The following is a 19,055-nucleotide window of genomic DNA, read 5'->3' as shown; positions in this document are numbered from 1 at the left end:
ACCGTCGTTTGCGTCACGTCGCCATTGTGCCGAATCCCGGCGCCGGCGGGATTTCTCCGCGACACCACGGGGGACGCAGGCCCACACGGAAAACACACCTCTAAGCTGGTCGGAAGATCGAATCTGAACGGATGTGGCAAACCCAGTGCCGAAGAAGACAGCGCCGACAACAGAGGACCCCGGCCACGCCGAGGCCACGCAGGCCGATCCCGGGGACGACGGGATGGCCACGGATGCCACGACGACGGACGCCACGACAGACAAGCCTGACGGCCGCAAGCGCCGGTGGCGCAACCACAAGATCGCGCGGCGCGAGGAACTCGTCGACGGGACCATCGCCGCGATCCGCGCCCGTGGCCGGGACATCGGCATGGACGACATCGCCTCGGAGATCGGCGTCTCCAAGACCGTGCTGTACCGGTACTTCAACGACAAGAACGACCTGACCAGCGCGACCATGATGCGGTACGTCGAGACGATCCTGGCGCCCCGGATGTACGCGGCCATCGGCGGCGACATGGACGAGTACGAACTGACCCGCGTGGCGATCACCGCCTACGTGGAGACGGTGGCCTCGGACCCCGAGGTGTACCTCTACGTGATGGCGAACAGCGCCGGCCCCAACCGCGACGTGGTCGCCGAGTCGGAACGGATGATCGCCGAACTGCTCTCCGCCGTGCTGGGCGAGCGGTTGCGGCTGATGGAGATGGACTCGGGCGGCGCCGTGCCGTGGGCCTACGGGATCGTCGGGGCGGTCCAGTTGGCCACCCACTGGTGGATCTCCAACAAGTCGATGACCGCCGAGGACCTCATCGACTACCTGACCATGATGACCTGGGGCGGGGTCACTGGAATCGCCGCCGTCGCCGGGTCGCCGGCCCGGTTCAAGACCATCCCGCACCCGCTGGTGCCCGACGCCGCCGAGGACCGCTGACCTCCCCTCCACCCTCGTGTAACTCGCTGTAACAGATACCCTGTGGGGGTGAGCGAGGCGGACGCCGGCACCGGCGCGGAACACAACCGGCCCGACGGCTACTCCGGACGGGCGCTGGTCACAGTCGGCCATCGCCCCGCCCTCACACTGGACGTCCAGCTGTCCGGGCACTTCGAGCCGATCAGCGGCCGTTACCTCTGGCAGGGTCGGGTCCGTGGGCTGACCGACGCACTCGGCCCTGCCGACTCGCCGTGCCCCGGCGCCGAACTGGAGATCGAGACACCCCAGGGCGTCGGCGTCGCGCGAGTCACGGCCGTCGACCTGTGGGGCAGCCACCTGGTCGAGGCGGTCTCCGGACGCCCCTTCACTGCGCTGTCCGAGGACCGGCTGGGCGAACCCGGCGACTAGATGTGTCCGACCGGCACCGCCGCGATCCCGGACCGCAAGAAGTCGACCAGCGGCTGGGTGAGGTCGTGGCCCGAGCGGCCGTCCTCGTCGAGCGACCCGGTCGCCGCGAGCAGCAACGTGGCCGCCATCGCCTCGCCGGCCACCGCGTAGTCCAGGCCGGCCCGCAGGTCTCCGCTGCGCACCACCTCGGCGAATGCGTCCGCGGCGAGTTCACCGAACTGTGCCAGCAGCGCGAGCAGTCGATCCATCACCGCCGGGGCCACGGCGGGTGCCTCGAACACCACGAAACGCACCAGCGCCGACTCGTGCTCGACCAGCGCGTGCAGGCGGTCCGCCACCGCCCGGAACACGTCGAAGAACTCGTCCAATGTGCGGGCCTCGCGCAGTCGGTCCTCGACGATCCGCTCCCGGATCAGCTCGAGTCCACGGTCGATCACGGCGTCGAAGACCTCACGTTTGCCGTCGAAGTAGTTGTAGAAGGTGCCGTGCGCCAGCCCCACGACCTCGACGATGTCGGCCACCGAGCAGTTCGCGTAGCCGCACGAGACAAACAGGTCGGACGCCGTGCGCACCAGTTGGTCGCGGCGCACCGGGCCGGTCACCGCGCGGACCCCGCGGCGTGCACCGACCCCGGAACGGCGCCCTGGCCGCGAAGCCCGAACGAGACCATCGCGACGATCGCCTCGTTCTGACGCGTCCGATCCGCGCCGCGGGGGCCGCACCGCAGGCCCCGCAACAGCGCGGGCCAGAGCAGGCCTAGGATCGCCCGCGACACCGCGTCGGCGTCGAGGTCCGACCGCAGCCAGCCGCGGGCCACACCGTCGTCGAGCGCAACGGCCACCAGTCGGGCCAACTCCTGCTCACCGCGCACCCACCGTCGACTCCCGTGGCCCTTGACCGCATTGGCCTCGACCAGGACCAACCGGAGCAGGTGCGGCGAGTCCTCGAGCACCCCGAAGAGTCGGTTGCAGAACCCGCAGATCCGCTCGACCAGGCAGTCGACCGAGTCGACGGGCAACAGCAGCGCCTGTCCGTCGACCATGTCCACCAGTTCACGGAGGCACCGGTCCATCACGTGGTCGAGAATCTCCCGCTTGCTGTCGAAGTAGCGGTACACGGTGCCCAGGCCGACCCCGGCCCGCGCCGCCAGGTGGGCCGCGGTGGTGGCCTCGTAACCGCGTTCGGCGAACGACTGCGCGGCCGACGAGAGGATCTGCTCGCGACGGGCCGCGGCCAGGCCCGCCTGCGGCGGACGGCCGCGCCGCCCCGGCGCGCGCTCCTCGAGCGCGGTCACCTGCACCAGCCCGGTCGGCGTCGCGGCAACTCAACTCCCATTCCATGCCACGGTCGAGTAAGTATGTGGCAAAAGGACTTTAACAAGAGGCATCGGCTTCGACACTTCACGACCTCGCGCCGACAGCGTCGACCGGGGAGGCTGCGCGGCCACCGATCAGGTCGAAATCCGCCGGGTCGACCGTGCGGGTGCGTAGCCAGTACTGCCACGTGAACCCCGGCCAGATGGTCCGGTTGACACCCTTCACGTCCAGATACCAACTGACACAACCGCCGTTCGTCCACACCCCCTTCGACAGTTTGCGCTGGATGTCGACATTGAACCGATCCTGCACCCCAGGGCGCACCGAGATCCCCTCTGCCCCACTGTCATTGACCAGGCGCATCGCGTCCAGCGCGTAGCGGATCTGTTGCTCGATCATGAACACCACGGAGTTGTGGCCGAGCCCGGTGTTCGGCCCCAGCAGGAAGAAGGCGTTGGGATAGCCCGCCGCGGTGATGCCCAGGTGCGTCGCGATGCCGTCCTCGTTCCACCGCGCGAGAAGTTCGCGGCCGCCGACGCCCACCAGGTTGACACTGCCGAATCCATCCGTCACGTGAAACCCGGTGGCATAGATGATCGCGTCCACCTCACGCTCGGTGCCGTCCGCCGTGACGATGCCGGTCGCGGTGACCCGCTCGATCCGGTCGGTCACGACTTCGGCATTCGGCCGGGCCAGTGCCGGGTAGTAGTCGTCGGACCCGACAATTCGCTTGCAGCCGATCCGGTAGTCGGGCGTCAGCCGACGTCGCAGGCCGGGGTCGTCGATCGACCTGGCGATGTTGCGCTTGGCGACCCGCTCGAGCGGCGCCAGCAGATTCGAGTGCCCGTTGAGCCCGAGCGCCAACGCCTCGGACGTCCAGTAGATACCCAGGCGGAAGATCCTGCGCAGCAGGGGGATCCGACGAAAGGCCCGGCGCAGCCGCGGATCCACGTCGAAGTTCTTACGGGGCACCACCCAGGCCGGCGTGCGCTGGTAGAGCTGCAGCTGTTCGACCTTGCCGACAATCTCCGGCACGATCTGCACGGCGCTGGCGCCGGTGCCGATCACGGCGACCCGCCTGCCGGTCAGGTCGTAGTCGTGATTCCACCGCGCCGAGTGGAAGGCGGTCCCACGAAAGGTCTCCGCACCGGGCAGCGCCGGGAGGCTCGGGATGTGCAACGCACCGATCCCGGACACCAGGAACTGCGCGATGTACTCGGTGCCGTCGGTGGTGCGGACATGCCAACGGGTCTCCGCCTCGTCCCACCGCCCGCCGGTGCTCGTACGGCCGAAGTGGATGTTGCGGTACAGGTCGTACTTGTCGGCCAGCGCCCGCAGGTACCGGAGGATCTCCGGCTGTCCGGACCACATCTGCGACCAGTCCGGATTCGGCTCGAACGAGAACGAGTACATGTGCGAGGGCACGTCGCAGGCGCAGCCCGGGTAGGTGTTCTCGCGCCAGGTGCCGCCGACCTCGTCGGCCTTCTCCAGCACCACGAAGTCGCGTCGGCCCGATTTGACCAGCTGGATGGCCATGCCGAGCCCGGAGAACCCGGTCCCGATGATCAGCACCCGGGTCCGATGCACCCGCCGACCGTTGCCGACCTCGGCGGACTGGGCCGACGCACTCACCGGGCACCCCCGACCACGTCGTCGTCATTCTCCACTCGCATGCCCGCTCCCACGCAACCGCCACGGGCCGACCACCCCGGCGTCCGAAACGTGACGGAACAGGCATCGTGTGCGGGGCAGCCCACCTGCACTGTCAACACTAGCCGGACTCGCCCGGCCTGGTTTCGATGCGAATCCCGGCGGACATGACACCCTGAACCCATGGCCAAGAACTCCAGTCAGGGCTGGGACGTCCCCGCCGTCGAGGCGGTCCGAGTCACCCCGGACACCCGGGTGTCCGGGGTCGACACCAGGGGCACGCCGGGGTTCGTCGGCGACAAGGAACTGGGCGAGAAGCTCCTCGAGGAACGCGGCGCCTACCTGTCGTCGCTGCAGGAGAAGTTGTACGCCAACGGCCGGTCCGAGCACGAGCACCGGTCAGTACTCCTGGTGCTGCAGGGCATGGACACCGCGGGCAAGGGCGGAATGGTCCGGCACGTGATCGGCCACGTCGACCCGCAGGGCGTCGACCACGCCTCGTTCGGGGTGCCGACGGCGGAGGAGAAGCGGCACCACTACCTGTGGCGAATCCGCAAGGCACTCCCCCGGAACGGCCAGATCGGAGTCTTCGACCGGTCCCACTACGAGGACGTCCTGGTGGTGCGGGTGCACAACCTGGTGCCGCCGGCGGAGTGGGAACCCCGCTACGACGAGATCAACCACTTCGAACGCGAACTCGTCGACGCCGGCACCACGCTGGTGAAGGTGGCGATGTTCGTCTCGCTCGACGAGCAGAAGGAGCGCCTCGCCGAACGGCTGGACCGCCCCGACAAGCACTGGAAGTACAACCCCGGCGACGTCACCGAACGCGGGTACTGGCCGAAGTACCAGGAGGCCTACCAGGCCATGCTGGACCGCACCTCGACCGACTACGCGCCGTGGCACGTGGTGCCGTGCGACCGCAAGTGGTACAGCCGGCTCGCGGTCACCGAACTGCTCATCGACGCACTCGAGCGGCTCGACCTGGACTGGCCGCCCGCCAACTTCGACATCGAGGTGGAGAAGGCGCGACTGGCGCAGTCCTGAGCCACCGCCCCGGATCCGTGGGCGTGCACGGTCAGGGGAAGTGCGGCGTCTCCAGGTGCAGTCTGTGGTCGTGATGGATGGTGCCGCCGACCACACCGATGGCGGTGCCGATCGCGACCAGGCAGACCACCCCCGCCATGATCGCCCAACCGCCGTACCCGGACCCGGCCGCAACGATGAACGACCCGGCGGCCGCCACTGCGATCAGGGTGAGCGTGAAGCCCATCCAGGATGCGAACAAGTTCAGTTTCATCGTTGACCCCTCACCTGACGGACCTGTGGTCAACTCGACGGTACGCCCGGCTCCCACGATTCGACAGGGCTCGAGCCCCGGCAGGCTGGGGTTGCCTCAGGCGCCGGCAGGCTGGGGTTGCCTCACGCGCCGGCAGGCTGGGGTTGCCTCAGGCGCCGGCAGGCTGGGGATGCTGGGTCAGCTTGCCGACCGTGGCGGCACAGAAGTGATGCAGGTCCGCGGTGCCGCGGCTGGTCACCAGGCTCCGGTCCACCACCACCGCCTCGTCGACGTAGTGGCCGCCGGCGTTGACGACGTCCACCCGCAGACTCGGCGAACCGGTGAGGGTGCGCCCCTCGACCGCACCCGCCTGGATCAGCAGCCACGGGGCGTGACCGATCGCGGCAACCGCCTTGCCGACGCGCATGAAATGCCGGACGAACGCCATCGCATGCTCGTCGAGCCGAAGCCTGTCGGCGTTCAGCATTCCGCCGGGCAGGATCAGCCCGTCGTAGTCGTCGACACTCGACCGCGAGACCAGCGCGTCCACCGGGAACCGGTCCGCGGTGATCACGTCCGCGCGATACGCCTGGATGTCACCCGGCCCGACGGAGAGCAGTTCGGTGGTCCCGCCCGCGTACTCCACCGCGCGGCGCGGCTCCTCGAGTTCGTCCTGCTCCACACCGTCCACGGCCAGTACCGCCACGCGGCGGCCTTCGAGTTGCCTGGTCATCCCCGACTCCTTCGCAACGCCTGACCCAGTATGGCCCGACCGACGCACCCGCGACCAGGGGCAGCAGCCCGGAGTCCGGGGGCCTAGAGCGTCGCGGTGTCGATCACGAAGCGGTAGCGCACGTCGCTGCGCACCACCCGGTCGAAGGCCTCGTTGATCTGGTCCGCGGCGATCACCTCGATCTCCGCACCGATCCCGTGGGCGGCACAGAAGTCCAGCATCTCCTGGGTCTGCGCGATCCCACCGACCATCGACCCGGCCAGGCTGCGCCGGTTGGCCGCCAGCGAGAATCCGCGCACCTCGATCGGCTTCTCCGGCAACCCGAGCTCGACGAGTGCACCGTTGACTGCGAGCAGTGACATGTAGGCGTCCATGTCGAGGTTCACCGACACGGTGTTGAGGATCAGGTCGAACCGCGAGCGGAGCTCCTTGAACGTCGCCGGGTCGCTCGTCGCGTAGTAGTGACTGGCCCCGAACCTCAGCCCGTCGTCCTGCTTGCTCAGCGTCTGACTGAGCACCGTCACCTCGGCGCCGAGCGCGTGTGCGATCTTGACCCCGACGTGCCCCAGTCCGCCCATCCCGATGATCGCGACACGTTTGCCGGGACCGGCGCCCCAGTGGCGCAGCGGCGAGTAGAGCGTGATTCCCGCGCACAACAGCGGCGCCGCGACGTCGAGGGCCAGGCTGTCCGGCACGGACAGCACGAAAGACTCGGTGACGACGATGTGGGAGGAGTAGCCGCCCATCGTGTACTCGCCGTCCGGGGTCCGGGAGTTGTAGGTCTGGACCACCCGCGAGACGCAGTACTGCTCGTCGCCCGAGACACACGCCTCGCAGGTGCCGCAGGAGTCCACAAAACAACCCACCCCGACGCGGTCACCGACGTCGTGCCTGGTCACCTCGTCTCCGACGGCCGCCACGATCCCGGCGATCTCATGCCCCGGCACGACGGGATAGTGCGTGCCGCCCCACTCATTGCGCGCGGTATGGATGTCGGAGTGGCAGATGCCGGCGTACTTGATCTCGATGAGCACGTCGAGCGGGCCGAGGTCACGACGCTCCGCGGCGGTCTTCTCGAGCGGCGCATCGGCCGAGGTCGCCGCGTAGGCGGAAGCAGTAAGCATGGGTAAATACCTACCCCTCGACCGGGCCGGCCGCACAATCGCGCAACTAATTAGTTGTGATCAAAATCTCAACACGTGATCAATGAGATTTGCATCACACAATTTGCCAGCTACGCTGTCGCGAACTAGACAACCGTCCAACTTCGTCGACCGTAACCCGATGCCCTCCACTGGCCGAACCCGAGGAGACAGATGCGCAGGCTACTTTCGCTAGGAATCGCAACCGCGGTGATCGGCGGCCTCATGTCCGCGGCGCCGCTCGTCGCCGGCGCCCAGGGCCTCGCCCCGGCGCCCGCGGGCAAACTCCACTCCCAGGGCAGCGCGCTGGTCGACGAGTTCGGCCGCACCGTCCTGCTGCACGGCGTCAACAACGTCGACAAGGAGGCGCCGTACCTCAATGCCGGCGACGGTCTCACGGTCACGCCTCAGGATGCCGACCTGCTCGCCCAGCACGGGTTCAACACCGTCCGTCTCGGGGTCTCGTTCGACGCGATCATGCCGGAGCGGGGCCAGATCGACGACGCCTACCTCGGCCGGGTCGCCGACACCGTCGACGTGCTCGCCGCCCGCGGCATCCAGGTCCTGCTCGACAACCACCAGGACGGGCTCTCGAAGCCCTGGACCGGCAACGGCTTTCCCGCCTGGGCGATCGAGGCCCGGCCCACCGCAGGCGAGCCGAACCCCGGCTTCCCGCTCTACAACCTGATGCCCAGCATGAACAGGGGCTGGGACGAGGTCTGGAACAACACCCACGGCGCCCTCGACTACCTCGGCGACGCGCTCGCCGCGCTCGCCACCGAGGTGAGGGGCAAGCCCGGCGTGATGGGCATCGAGCTGATGAACGAGCCGTGGCCCGGCTCACCCTTCCTCACCTGCTTCCCTGGCGGCTGCCCGGACTTCGACCGGAAGTACCAGGCGGCGATGCAGAAGCTCACCGACGCGGTCCGCGCCGCCGACCCGGCGGTCCCGGTCTACTGGGAACCGAACGTCACCTGGAACCAGCTGATGCCGTCCAACCTGGCCAACCCGCCGAAGACCCCGCCCATCACCGACCCGAACATCGTCTTCGCCCCGCACGACTACTGCATTCCCAGCCAGCTCGCGATCTACCTGGGCCTGCCGGAGGGGCTGAAGGCCTTGTGCACCACTACGCAGGGCAACACCTGGGCCAACATCGACGCGGTCACCGAGCGCGCCGACATCCCCACCGTGGTGACCGAGTTCGGTGACGGCGACCCGACCGTGCTGGCCAACACCCTCAAGCGCGCCGACGAACGCTTCGTCGGCTGGCAGTACTGGCACTACAGCAGCATCTTCGGCCCCGGCGGCGGCACCGACCCGTTCCTCGGAGCGATCGGCCCGCAGCTGGTGCGCACCTACCCGCAGGCCACCGCGGGCACTCCCGGGAAGATGAAGTTCAACGCCGACAACGGCGACTTCATCTACCGGTACACCCCGAAGTCCTCGACCAAGCCCACCGAGATCTACGTCTCCGACCTGCACTACCCCGACGGCTACGTGGCCGCGGCGGAAGGCGGCACGATCACCTCGGCGCCGGGTGCCCGTCTGGTCACCGTCCAAGCCAGCGGGACCGGCCCCGTCACCGTCAAGGTCAACCGTCCCGGCTCCGCCGGCGCAGAACTGCCCGCCGGCGACGGAGACTCGGGCTCGGCCGGATCCTCCGGCAGCGCGGGCAGCTCCGGCGCGTAGCGGCTCGCAAACCCCACCCCGTACGACGCGGAGGGGCCCGGACCGATCACTCGGTCCGGGCCCCTCCGCGTTTCTCTACCTACCGGCGCGTCCGCCTATGACGCGCTGCTCGCCAGCTCGTCCCGGCGACGCAGCCGCCGGGCCGCCGCCACCATGTTGCGCAGCGCCGGCTCGAGCTGCCAGTAGTGCCGGGTCTTGAGACCACCGTCCGGGTTCGCCCAGAGCCGGTCCAGCTCCACCGACTTCGCTGCCTCGCTGAGCAACTCGTCGAGCTCGTCGATGTCCGGGATCCGCGCCGAGCGGCTCTCGTACACACCGGGTCCCACACCGTGGGTGAGCTTGCGCTCCTTGATGGCCTCGAGCACCCAGGAGATCGAACGGGTCGCCACGATCGCGGTGACGTCGCAGTCCATCCGCTCGATGGCATCGACCACCGAGGCCTGACTGGTGTAGGCCAGGTGGGTGTGGATCTGCGTCTCCGGCTTGGCGCCACCGGTCGCCAGCCGGAAGGCGTCGACGGCCCAGCCCAGGTACTCGGTCCGCCCACCCGCCCGCAGTGGCAGCAGCTCACGGATCGCCGGCTCGTCGACCTGGATGATCGCAATGCCGGCGGCCTCGAGGTCCGCGACCTCGTCTCGGATCGCCAGCGCCAGCTGGTCGGCCGTCTCGTGCAACGGCTGGTCCTGCCGGACGAACGAGCGGGCCAGCATGGTGACCGGGCCGGTGAGCATGCCCTTGACCGGCTTGTCGGTGAGCGACTGCGCGTAAGTGGCCCACTCGACGGTCATCGGTCCGCGCCGGAGCACGTCGCCGAACAGGATCGGCGGACGCACACAGCGGCTGCCGTAGGCCTGCACCCAGCCGTTGTGCGTGAACGCGAATCCGTCCATCAGCTCGGCGAAGTACTGGATCATGTCGTTGCGCTCGTGCTCACCGTGCACCAGGACGTCGAGGCCGATGTCCTCCTGCAGCCGGATCGTCCGCTCGATCTCGTCCTGGATGCGCTTGACGTACTCGTCCCGGCCGAGCCGGCCCTCGACGAGTTCGTACCGCGCGGTGCGGGCCGCGTCGGTCTGCGGGAACGAACCGAGCGTGGTCGCGGGCACCTTCGGCAGGTTCAGCCGCTGCTGCTGCGCGACCCGACGCTCCTCGTACGGCGCACGGACCCGGTCCGAGTCCTTGATGTTGTTGACCCGCTGGCGCACCTCGTGCTTCTGCTTGAAGTGCACCGACGTCGGCTTCTTGCGCCAGCGCTCCGACGGCCCCTCGCTGAGCGCCTTGGCCAGCGAGACCACCTCGCCGACCTTCTGCTTCGCGAAGGCCAGCCGGTCCGCGACGTCGCCGGCGAGGTCCCACTCGGCCAGCACGTCGTACGGGACGTGCATCAGCGAGCAGGACGTGGAGACGACCAGGTCCGGGATCACGTCCTTGAGGGCCGCGAGATAGGTCAGCTTGCTGACGTTGTCGCTGCGCCAGACGTTGCGGCCGTTGACGACGCCGGCGTAGATGCGCTTGCGCTTGAGCCCGGGGATCTTCGCCAGTTCCTCTGGGCCGACCTTGCCGTAGACCAGGTCGAGACCGAGCGCCTCGACCTGGGTGGCAGCCAGGATCGGCAGGGCCTCGCCGAGGTTGCCGTACGGGCCGGTGACCAGGATCCGCGGGCGCAGCGGCGCATGCGAGAGCGTCGCGTAGGCGCGCCGCAGGGCGTCCAGCTCGTCGGCGGTGCGGTCCTGGGTGAACGCCGGCTCGTCGAGCTGGATGCAGGTGGCGCCGGCCTTGGCGAGCTTCTCGAACAGCGCCTCGTACTGCACCAGCAGCGGCTCGAGCAGGTCGAGGGTCGAGAACCCTTCCGCCGCACCAGGACCGACCTTGGAGAGAAGCAGCAGCGAGACCGGGCCGAGCACGACGGGACGCAGTTCGATGCCGCGCGCCTTGGCCCGCGCGAACTCGTCCATCAGGGCGTCGGAGTGCAGCGAGAACTCGGTGCCCTCGTCCAGCTCGGGCTGACGGTAGTAGTAGTTCGTGTCGATGTACCGGACCAGCTCGAGCGGCGGGAAGTCGGGCCGGCCGCGGGCCATGGTGAAGTAGAAGTCCAGCTCGTCGAGCTCGCCCTGCAGCGGCGCGAACCGGGTCGGCACCGCCCCGAAGAGCATCGCGTTGTCGAGGACGTGGTCGTAGTAGGAGAACGTGTTGCCGGGCACCTGCGTCAGGCCGGTCGCGGCGAGCTCGCTCCAGGTCTGCTCCTGCAGCTCGCGGCCGACCGCGACGAGCTCCGCCTGGGTGCTCTTGCCATGCCAGTACGCCTCGAGTGCGCGCTTGAGTTCGCGTCGGGGTCCGATCCGCGGGTAGCCCAGGATGCTGGAGCCGTAGGTGGCTGCGCTGCTGGTCATCGTGTCGACCTCTCCGTGATGTGTCGCTGCCGTCTAGATGTTCACTGCCGCCGAAATGTCACTGCCCGTGATGCGCTGCGCGCCCGTGCACCATTTTCACTGTCACAGCTGTGAAAAGGCGCACGGGCGCGGGGCGCATACCAGTGTGTGTCTCTGGCTAGCTGGCTTGCTTGCTGGCGCGGCCGTTCTCGCCGTACTCGTAGAAGCCGGCACCCGACTTCTTTCCGGTCAGTCCGGCCTCGACCATGCGCAGGAGCAGCGGGGGCGCCGAGTAGAGCGGTTCCTTGAACTCCTCGTACATCGAGTCGGCGATGGACTTGACGGTGTCCAGGCCCACCAGGTCGGTCAGCGCGAGCGGACCCATCGGGTGCGCGAGGCCGAGGACCGTCGCCTTGTCGATGTCTTCCTTGGTGGCGAAACCGGACTCCACCATGCGGATCGCGGAGAGCAGGTACGGAACCAGCAGCGCGTTGACGACGAAGCCCGAACGGTCGGCCGACCGGACGACCTGCTTGCCGAGGATGTCGCTGGCAAAGGCCTCCGCGCGCTCGGCGACGGCGGCGCTGGTCTTGAGCGTCGTCACCAACTCGACGAGCGGCAGGACCGGAACCGGGTTGAAGAAGTGCATGCCGATGACGCGCTCGGGACGCTTGGTGGTGATGCCGAGCTTCATGATCGGGATCGACGACGTGTTGGACGCCAGCACAGCGTTCGGGTCCGTGACGATGGAGTCGAGTTCGGCGAAGATCTCACTCTTGATCTTCTCGTCCTCGAGGACGGCCTCCACGACGAGCTGTCGGTCCGCGAAGTCGCCGAGATCGGAGGTGAAGCGCAGGCGCCAGGCGGCCTGCTCACGCTCACGCTCGGTGATCTTGCCGCTGCTCACGCCACGGTCGAGCGAGCGCAGGATGCGTGAACGGCCGGCGGCTGCGAGCTCGCGGGTCTGCTCGAACACCAGAACGTCGACATGGGCGCGGGCGCACACCTCGGCGATTCCGGAACCCATGATCCCGGCGCCGATCACGCCGACGCGCTGAATCTTTTCGCTGGTCACGTCGTATCTCCTCAACCTTGACTGCGCTTCGGTGACAAAAGATTTGGCGAGCACATGGGTAACTCGCCGGGTACTTCCAAAAGCCTCGGACTCCGGCACGGGCGGTCCGCAACGCGAATTGCGGACCGCCCGACCAGTGCGTTGAGATCTCGGAGAGGCGGCTCAGCTCTTAGTGGAACTGGCCCTCTTCGGTGGAGCCCTTCAGCGCCGCCGTGGAGGTGTTCGGGTCGACCGTGGTGGCGATGCTGTCGAAGTAGCCGGCGCCGACCTCACGCTGGTGCTTGATGGCGGTGAAGCCACGCTCCTCGGCGGCCTTGAACTCGCGCTCCTGCAGGTCGACGAAGGCGGTCATGCCCTCGCGGGCGTAGCCGTGCGCCAGGTCGAACATGCCGTAGTTGAGCGAGTGGAAGCCGGCCAGGGTGATGAACTGGAACTTGAAGCCCATCGCGCCGAGCTCCTTCTGGAACTTCGCGATGGTCGCGTCGTCCAGGTGCTGCTTCCAGTTGAAGGACGGGGAGCAGTTGTAGGCCAGCAGCTGGTCCGGGAACTCGCTGCGGACGGCCTCGGCGAACTTCTTGGCGACCTCGAGGTCCGGCACGCCGGTCTCCATCCAGATGAGGTCGGAGTACGGCGCGTAGGCCTTGGCGCGAGCGATGCAGGGCTCGATGCCGTTCTTGATGCCGTAGAAGCCCTCGGCCGTGCGGGTGCCGTCGAGGAACGGGCGGTCGCGCTCGTCCACGTCGGAGGTGATCAGGGTGGCGGCCTCGGCATCGGTACGCGCGATGACGACCGTCGGGACGTCCGCGACGTCGGCCGCGAGACGCGCGGAGGTCAGGGTGCGGATGTGCTGCTGGGTCGGGATGAGCACCTTGCCACCGAGGTGGCCGCACTTCTTCTCCGACGCGAGCTGGTCCTCCCAGTGCGAACCGGCGACGCCGGCCGCGATCATGGCCTTCTGCAGCTCGTAGACGTTCAGCGCGCCGCCGAAGCCGGCCTCGCCGTCCGCGACGATCGGGGCGAGCCAGTTCTCGACCGAGGTGTCACCCTCGACCTTGGCGATCTCGTCGGCGCGCAGCAACGCGTTGTTGATGCGACGGACGACCTGCGGCACCGAGTTGGCCGGGTAGAGGCTCTGGTCCGGGTAGGTGTGACCCGAGAGGTTCGCGTCGCCGGCGACCTGCCAGCCGGAGAGGTAGATGGCCTTGAGGCCGGCGCGCACCTGCTGCACGGCCTGGTTGCCGGTGAGGGCACCGAGGGAGTTGATGTAGTCCTCGTTGTTCACGAGGTCCCACAGGATCTCCGAGCCACGGCGAGCGAGGGTGGCCTCCTCCACGACGGTGCCCTGGAGCTTGACGACCTGCTCGGCCGTGTAGTTACGGGTGACGCCCTTCCAGCGAGGATTGGTGTCCCAATCCTGCTGGATCTCAGCTGCGGTCTTCGGGGTGCCGGTGGTCGACATCGAGGCTCCACTCTCTTGTATCTGCTGGTCCGGTACGGATGTACTGCTTCACATCCTTGCCAGGCCCTTCTGGTGTACTTACCGAGAGTGGCACAACCAAAAACCGCCGTCTACCTGTTGCTAATGCCAATATTAGCTAGGTTTCCACCCCCCGTTGCTAACTTAGCTAAGTTCTGGCACGGGTTTCAGCGGCCCCGTCGGCCGGAAAGTTACCGGCAAGTAGGGGAAACCGGCAGGCAGCGGCGGTGGCGAGACGGGGGCGTCGATTCACACGAAGCGGCGGCCGCTGTGCGGAATCTGGCACCTCGGCCGGGCCGGCTGTGATCGCAATCACGGAAGCGGGCGGGCCGACGAGCCGGTCCGGCCGCGGCGGGGTTCTGACTGAGTCGATGACCCGCACACCCCTTTTGCCCGTTTCACACACCCGTTGGGCGTGCATTCAGTGTGTGATCCGGTGAAAAGGTGTGTGATCCGGTGAAGCGGCCCGCCGGGCCGCTCACCTGCCGAGAGCGCTGCAACCGGGCGCGACCGGGACACCCGCGAGTCGGGCGTCGAGCCACGCGGCGGCCACCGGCGCACCGGACAGTGCGACCGTCTGGTGCTCGCCCTGGTACTCCTCGAGTCGCACCCTGGCACCGCGCGCGCACCAGTCGTCGTAGAGGTGCTCCGAGCTCTCCCGCGGAATCCAGACGTCCTGCTGCCCCTGGTAGAGGAACACCGGGGCGGTCGGCGCCGCCCCACCCAACCGGTTCGCCGCCAATACCTCCCGCGCAATCGGGGTGTCGACGACGTGCGGGACGTCGGACAGCGCCTGCACCGGGACCGGCAGCAGGGCTCCGGCGGCTCCCAGCGCGGGCAGGCAGAAGTCCCGGGCGGCCTCGGCGAGACGCCAGCCGTTCTCGTTGAACAGGGACAGCAGTTCCGGGTACTCCCTGGCCACCCCGAGCGTCGCCCCCAGCAGCACCCCGGACGCCAGGTTCTTCCCGTTCATCGACTCCAGCAGGATCCGGTAGTCGGCGGGGGTGCCGCCGAACGCCGCACCGACGATGTTCAGCTCGGGCGCATAGGTCGGCGCCAGCTCCGCCGCCCAGCCGCTGGCGATGGCGCCGCCCGAGTACCCGGCGATCGCGATCGGCGCGTCGGTCACCAGTCCGAGCGCCGGCGTGCGCACGGCGCCGCGCAGCGCGTCCAGCACCGCGTGACCGGCCATCCGGCCCGCCGCGTATGCCTGCCTCGGCCCCTCGTGGTCGGTTACCACGACTGCGTCACCTCGGGACAGGAAGTACTGCACGGCAACAATTTCCAGCGTGCCACCATGGGTGAGCGTCCAGGACGGCGCACAGGCCTGTCCGAGCGAGTCGATGGCCATGTTGTAGGCCAGCACCGGCCTCGGCCCCGCCCCGGACCACGGCGCGGACGGCACGATGACGGTGGTCGCGACCGGCACCGGCCGGCCCTTCGCGTCGGTGGAACGGACCAGGAGCTGGGTGGAGACGGCAGGGGCGGGGAGGGGCGACACCACCACCGGGCGGGTGTGCAGGACGGCGCCGGCGGCCGCGGACCCGAAGCCGGGCGGCGGGTCGAACCACCGGTCGCCGAGCGGCGTCGCGGCCACCGCGGCGGCGTCGTGCCGCGGCGGCGGCGGGCCGGGATCCGGGTCCGCGACCGCGCCGGGCACCAGCAGCGCGCACACCAGCAACGCCGCCCCGGCCGCCGCGGTCATCGAGCGAACGGACCCGCCGTTCGCCCGGCGTCGCCGGACCCGTGGGGTGCGGACCCGGCGCCTCGAGATGACCATCTCGGCCGCCCCTCGCTGTACCTGACACCAGCGTAGGAGCCGCCCGCGGCACGCGCCGCTAATTCTGCAAACCATAGGTTGCCAAGCCTTCGAACCCCTCGTAGCCTGGTGAAATGGCCAAGACCTTCGTGGGAGCGCGACTGAGACAACTGCGCGGCGAACGTGGGATGAGCCAGGCCGCGCTCGCCCAGACCCTGGAGATCTCGGCGAGCTACCTGAACCAGATCGAGCACGACGTGCGCCCGCTGACGGTGCCGGTGCTGCTGCGCATCACCGAGGTGTTCGGCGTCGACACCAGCTTCTTCTCCTCGCAGGACGACACCCGCCTGATCGCCGAGCTGCGGGAGGTCGCGCTCGACCAGGAGATGGGCATCGAGGCCGACGCCCACGAGATCGCCGCGATGGTCTCCGCACACCCGAGCCTGGCCAAGGCGATGGTCAACATGCACCGCCGGTACCGGAACACCACGATGCAGTTGGCCGCCGCCACCGAGGACCGGTACAGCGACGGCAGCGGCAGCGGCTCGATCACCATGCCGCACGAGGAGGTGCGGGACTACTTCTACCAGCGTCAGAACTACCTGCACGAGCTCGACACCGCCGCCGAGGACCTCACCGCGCGGATGCGCTTCCACCGCGGCGACGTGGCGGGCGAGATCGCCCGCCGTCTCGAGACCGTGCACGACGTGCAGATCGTCCAGCGCATCGACCTCGGCGAGGGTGTCCTGCACCGGTACGACCCCGTCGGCCGGGTCCTGGAGATCTCCCCGCACCTCTCGGGCGGTCAGCGGGTGTTCAAGTTCGCGGCCGAGCTCGCCTTCCTCGAGTGCGGCGACCTGCTGGACAAGCTCGTCGACGAGGGCAGCTTCACCTCCGACGCGTCACGCTCGCTGGCGAGGCTCGGCCTGGCCAACTACTTCGCCGCGGCCACCGTGCTGCCGTACGGCCAGTTCCACGACGTGGCCGAGGAGTTCCGCTACGACATCGAACGGCTCTCCGCGTTCTTCTCGCAGAGTTACGAGACCATCTGCCACCGTCTCTCGACGATGCAGCGGCCCAAGCAGCGCGGCATCCCGTTCTCCTTCGTCCGCGTCGACCGTGCCGGAAACATGTCGAAACGCCAGTCCGCCACCGGTTTCCACTTCTCGTCCAGCGGCGGCACCTGCCCGCTGTGGAACGTCTACGAGTCGTTCGCGTACCCGGGCAAGATCATGACCCAGATCGCGCAGATGCCGGACGGCCGCAGCTACCTGTGGGTGGCCCGCACCGTCGAGCGCCGCGCGGTGCGGTACGGCCAGCCGGGCAAGACCTTCGCCATCGGCCTCGGCTGCGAGCTGCGGCACGCCGGCCGCAGCGTCTACGGGGACGCCTTGGACCTCGACAACCGAGAGATCGCCACCCCGATCGGCGCCGGCTGCCGCGTCTGCGAGCGGACCAACTGCCCGCAGCGCGCCTTCCCACCGCTCGGCAAGGACATCGACATCAACGAGCACCGCAGCTCGGTCTCGCCGTACCTGATCCACTGAGCCGCGTCACCCCCGCCCGCGTCGGGCTACGCGGTCGCCATGACCCGGGCGGCGGCCAGCGACTTCACCTCGCCCTTGGCGACCTTGCCGCCGGGGGCCATCGGCAGCTGGTCCACGGTGACGACGTGCTCGGGGATGTACTCGCGGGTGACGCCGTTCGCGGTGAGCCAGCCGGTCAGCTCCGCGGTCGGCAGGTCCGAGCCGTCCTCGGTGACCACGACCGCGCAGACCTTCTCCCCGAACAGCTCGTCCTCGACGCCGACGACGGAGACCAGCACCACGGCCGGGTGGGCGCGCACGAACTCCTCCACCTCCACGGCGGAGATGTTCTTGCCACCCCGAATGATGATGTCCGCCTTGCGCCCGACCACCCGCACCCGGTTTTCCCGGTCGATCTCGACGATGTCGCCGAGCAGCATCCAGCCGTCGTCGGTGTAGAGCTCCCGGTTGGCGTCGTCGTCGTCCCAGTAGCCGTGGCACATCAGCGGGCCGTTGACGCCGGGCTGGCCGCGGCGCTGGTCTCCGTGAACCTCGGCGCCGGCATCGTCGAACACCCGCACCTGCATGTTGTCGATGACGTGCCCGCAGGTACGCAGCCGGGTATCGGGGTCGTCGTCGACCGTGGTGACGCTCACCGCCCCGGTCTCGTTGGATCCGTAGAACTGCAGCACCGCGGCCCCGGTGCGCTCCTCGAACGCGAGCGCCTCGGAGTACGGCACCGCCTCGCCGCCGGTGAACATCGCCCGCAGCGCACCGAGATCCGCGGTGCGCCCGTGCTCGGAGCGCAGCAGCATCTTGAACTGGGTGCTGACGCAGTTGAGCACCGTCACCCGCTCGCTGACCAGCAGGTCGATCATCGTGTCGACGTGGAAGCGTTCGATCACCACGTTGGGGGCGCCGAGCAGCGCGGGCAGGAAGTGCGAGGTCCACAGCCCGAAGCCGAAGGGCGCCGGCACGGCCCCGAAGAACACGTCGCTGCGGCCGATCCGGCCGGCCGCGGCCGCCACCCGGGAGAAGGCGATCCAGCGCTCCTCGGTCTGGGTGACCAATTTCGGCAGTCCGGTGGTGCCGGAGGTGGAGTTGAGCATCGAGACGTCGGAGATGGAGAACTGTGGACTGGTGGCGGCGAACCGGCGCTCGGTCACCTGCACCTTGCGCCGCGCGCCGGGCCCGTCGGCCACCTGCACGTCCACGCCGCCGCGCTCGTCGAGGAACACGACGTTGTCGGGAATGCCTGCCCGAGTGGACAACTCGTCGACCAGTCCGGCGTTGTCCTGACCCCGCAGGGTGCCGGTGGTGATCAGCGTCCGGCAACCCGCCCGGCCCATCAGGTGAGCGAGTTCCTTGATGCCCGAACGCGATCCGATCCCGACCGCGATGCGCCCGGCCCGGTAGGCGCCGCACAGCGCCGCGTGGAAGACCATGGTGTCCGGCAGGTACAGCGCCACCGGCGCGTGCTCGTCCGGAAGTACCGCCAACGCCGACGCGACGCGGTCCGCCGCAGCGTCGTACTCGGCCCACGTCACGCGCGTGCCGGGGCTGACGAATGCCACCGCGTCGGGGGTGGTCAACGCCCAGTGCCGCACCATCTCACTGATGCTCACACCCAGGAATTTCTCCGGGGCGGACGCGAACTCACCGACCTCGATACCGGTGGTCGTCTGCTGGTCCATC

General features: G+C 68.8%; 16 protein-coding genes. 5 read left to right on the top strand and 11 right to left on the bottom strand.

All coding sequences use genetic code 11. The features are described 5' to 3' along the window. Positions 1-223: 223 nt before the first annotated feature. Entirely contained in the window at positions 224-934 is a 711-nt protein-coding gene (locus RT2_RS00430; RefSeq protein ID WP_072842817.1) for a TetR/AcrR family transcriptional regulator, read from the top strand. A 48-nt stretch (positions 935-982) separates the two neighbouring features. Next, complete coding sequence (locus RT2_RS00425) at positions 983-1,342, top strand: DUF4873 domain-containing protein (protein ID WP_072842548.1); 360 nt, start codon at positions 983-985, stop codon at positions 1,340-1,342. Here RT2_RS00425 and RT2_RS00420 read toward each other — a convergent pair. The 3 genes from RT2_RS00420 to RT2_RS00410 form a co-directional block, all read right to left on the bottom strand. After that, on the bottom strand, positions 1,339-1,944 hold the full coding sequence (locus RT2_RS00420; protein ID WP_072842547.1) for a TetR/AcrR family transcriptional regulator: 606 nt from the start codon (positions 1,942-1,944) through the stop codon (positions 1,339-1,341). The two genes, RT2_RS00425 and RT2_RS00420, sit on opposite strands and share 4 nt — an antisense overlap. Further along, positions 1,941-2,636 carry a TetR/AcrR family transcriptional regulator gene (locus RT2_RS00415; RefSeq protein ID WP_139191191.1) on the bottom strand — a complete coding sequence of 232 codons (696 nt, stop codon included), beginning with the start codon at positions 2,634-2,636 and terminating at the stop codon, positions 1,941-1,943. The genes RT2_RS00420 and RT2_RS00415 overlap by 4 nt, the downstream gene beginning before the upstream one ends. A 106-nt stretch (positions 2,637-2,742) precedes the next feature. Next, positions 2,743-4,290: a flavin-containing monooxygenase gene (locus RT2_RS00410; protein ID WP_083576977.1), complete on the bottom strand. Its 1,548-nt coding sequence runs from the start codon at positions 4,288-4,290 to the stop codon at positions 2,743-2,745. 201 nt (positions 4,291-4,491) lie between these two features. On the opposite strand from RT2_RS00410, the gene RT2_RS00405 reads away from it, so the two are divergent. Further along, positions 4,492-5,355: a polyphosphate kinase 2 family protein gene (locus RT2_RS00405; RefSeq protein WP_072842545.1), complete on the top strand. Its 864-nt coding sequence runs from the start codon at positions 4,492-4,494 to the stop codon at positions 5,353-5,355. A gap of 31 nt (positions 5,356-5,386) precedes the next feature. Here the strand turns inward: RT2_RS00405 and RT2_RS00400 are convergent, their stop codons facing one another. From RT2_RS00400 to RT2_RS00390, 3 genes are all read right to left on the bottom strand, one after another. Beyond that, the gene (locus RT2_RS00400; RefSeq protein ID WP_072842544.1) at positions 5,387-5,608 is read right to left on the bottom strand and encodes a hypothetical protein; all 222 of its coding nucleotides are present in this window, start codon (positions 5,606-5,608) and stop codon (positions 5,387-5,389) included. Positions 5,609-5,756: 148 nt separating this feature from the next. Continuing rightward, positions 5,757-6,320 carry a type 1 glutamine amidotransferase domain-containing protein gene (locus RT2_RS00395; protein WP_072842543.1) on the bottom strand — a complete coding sequence of 188 codons (564 nt, stop codon included), beginning with the start codon at positions 6,318-6,320 and terminating at the stop codon, positions 5,757-5,759. A gap of 83 nt (positions 6,321-6,403) precedes the next feature. After that, positions 6,404-7,444, bottom strand: coding sequence for an NAD(P)-dependent alcohol dehydrogenase (locus tag RT2_RS00390; protein ID WP_072842542.1), 1,041 nt, complete (start codon positions 7,442-7,444; stop codon positions 6,404-6,406). A gap of 192 nt (positions 7,445-7,636) precedes the next feature. Here RT2_RS00390 and RT2_RS00385 point away from each other — a divergent pair, with 192 nt between their 5' ends. Further along, positions 7,637-9,154, top strand: coding sequence for an endoglycoceramidase I (locus tag RT2_RS00385; protein ID WP_072842541.1), 1,518 nt, complete (start codon positions 7,637-7,639; stop codon positions 9,152-9,154). A 95-nt stretch (positions 9,155-9,249) separates the two neighbouring features. Here RT2_RS00385 and metE read toward each other — a convergent pair whose 3' ends face one another. The 4 genes from metE to RT2_RS00365 form a co-directional block, all read right to left on the bottom strand. Beyond that, entirely contained in the window at positions 9,250-11,544 is a 2,295-nt protein-coding gene (metE, locus tag RT2_RS00380; protein ID WP_072842540.1) for a 5-methyltetrahydropteroyltriglutamate--homocysteine S-methyltransferase, read from the bottom strand. A 157-nt stretch (positions 11,545-11,701) separates the two neighbouring features. Then, a complete protein-coding gene (locus RT2_RS00375) occupies positions 11,702-12,598 on the bottom strand; it encodes a 3-hydroxybutyryl-CoA dehydrogenase (RefSeq protein ID WP_072842539.1) in 897 nt (298 codons plus the stop codon). Between the two features lie 169 nt (positions 12,599-12,767). Next, the gene (gene aceA, locus RT2_RS00370) at positions 12,768-14,057 is read right to left on the bottom strand and encodes an isocitrate lyase (protein ID WP_072842538.1); all 1,290 of its coding nucleotides are present in this window, start codon (positions 14,055-14,057) and stop codon (positions 12,768-12,770) included. A 496-nt stretch (positions 14,058-14,553) separates the two neighbouring features. Beyond that, positions 14,554-15,855 carry a lipase family protein gene (locus tag RT2_RS00365; protein WP_245709319.1) on the bottom strand — a complete coding sequence of 434 codons (1,302 nt, stop codon included), beginning with the start codon at positions 15,853-15,855 and terminating at the stop codon, positions 14,554-14,556. A gap of 113 nt (positions 15,856-15,968) precedes the next feature. On the opposite strand from RT2_RS00365, the gene ramB reads away from it, so the two are divergent. After that, the gene (gene ramB / locus RT2_RS00360; RefSeq protein WP_072842536.1) at positions 15,969-17,381 is read left to right on the top strand and encodes an acetate metabolism transcriptional regulator RamB; all 1,413 of its coding nucleotides are present in this window, start codon (positions 15,969-15,971) and stop codon (positions 17,379-17,381) included. A 26-nt stretch (positions 17,382-17,407) separates the two neighbouring features. Here the strand turns inward: ramB and RT2_RS00355 are convergent, their stop codons facing one another. After that, positions 17,408-19,054 (bottom strand): class I adenylate-forming enzyme family protein, encoded by a 1,647-nt coding sequence (locus tag RT2_RS00355; protein ID WP_072842535.1) that lies wholly within the window; start codon positions 19,052-19,054, stop codon positions 17,408-17,410. Between the last annotated feature and the right edge of the window lies 1 nt (position 19,055).

The organism is Rhodococcus tukisamuensis NBRC 100609, assembly GCF_001894985.1.
Classification (GTDB): domain Bacteria; phylum Actinomycetota; class Actinomycetes; order Mycobacteriales; family Mycobacteriaceae; genus Rhodococcus_G; species Rhodococcus_G tukisamuensis.
The sequence above is the reverse complement of the archived record's forward strand: the minus strand, read 5'-3'. Positions and strand labels throughout refer to the sequence as shown.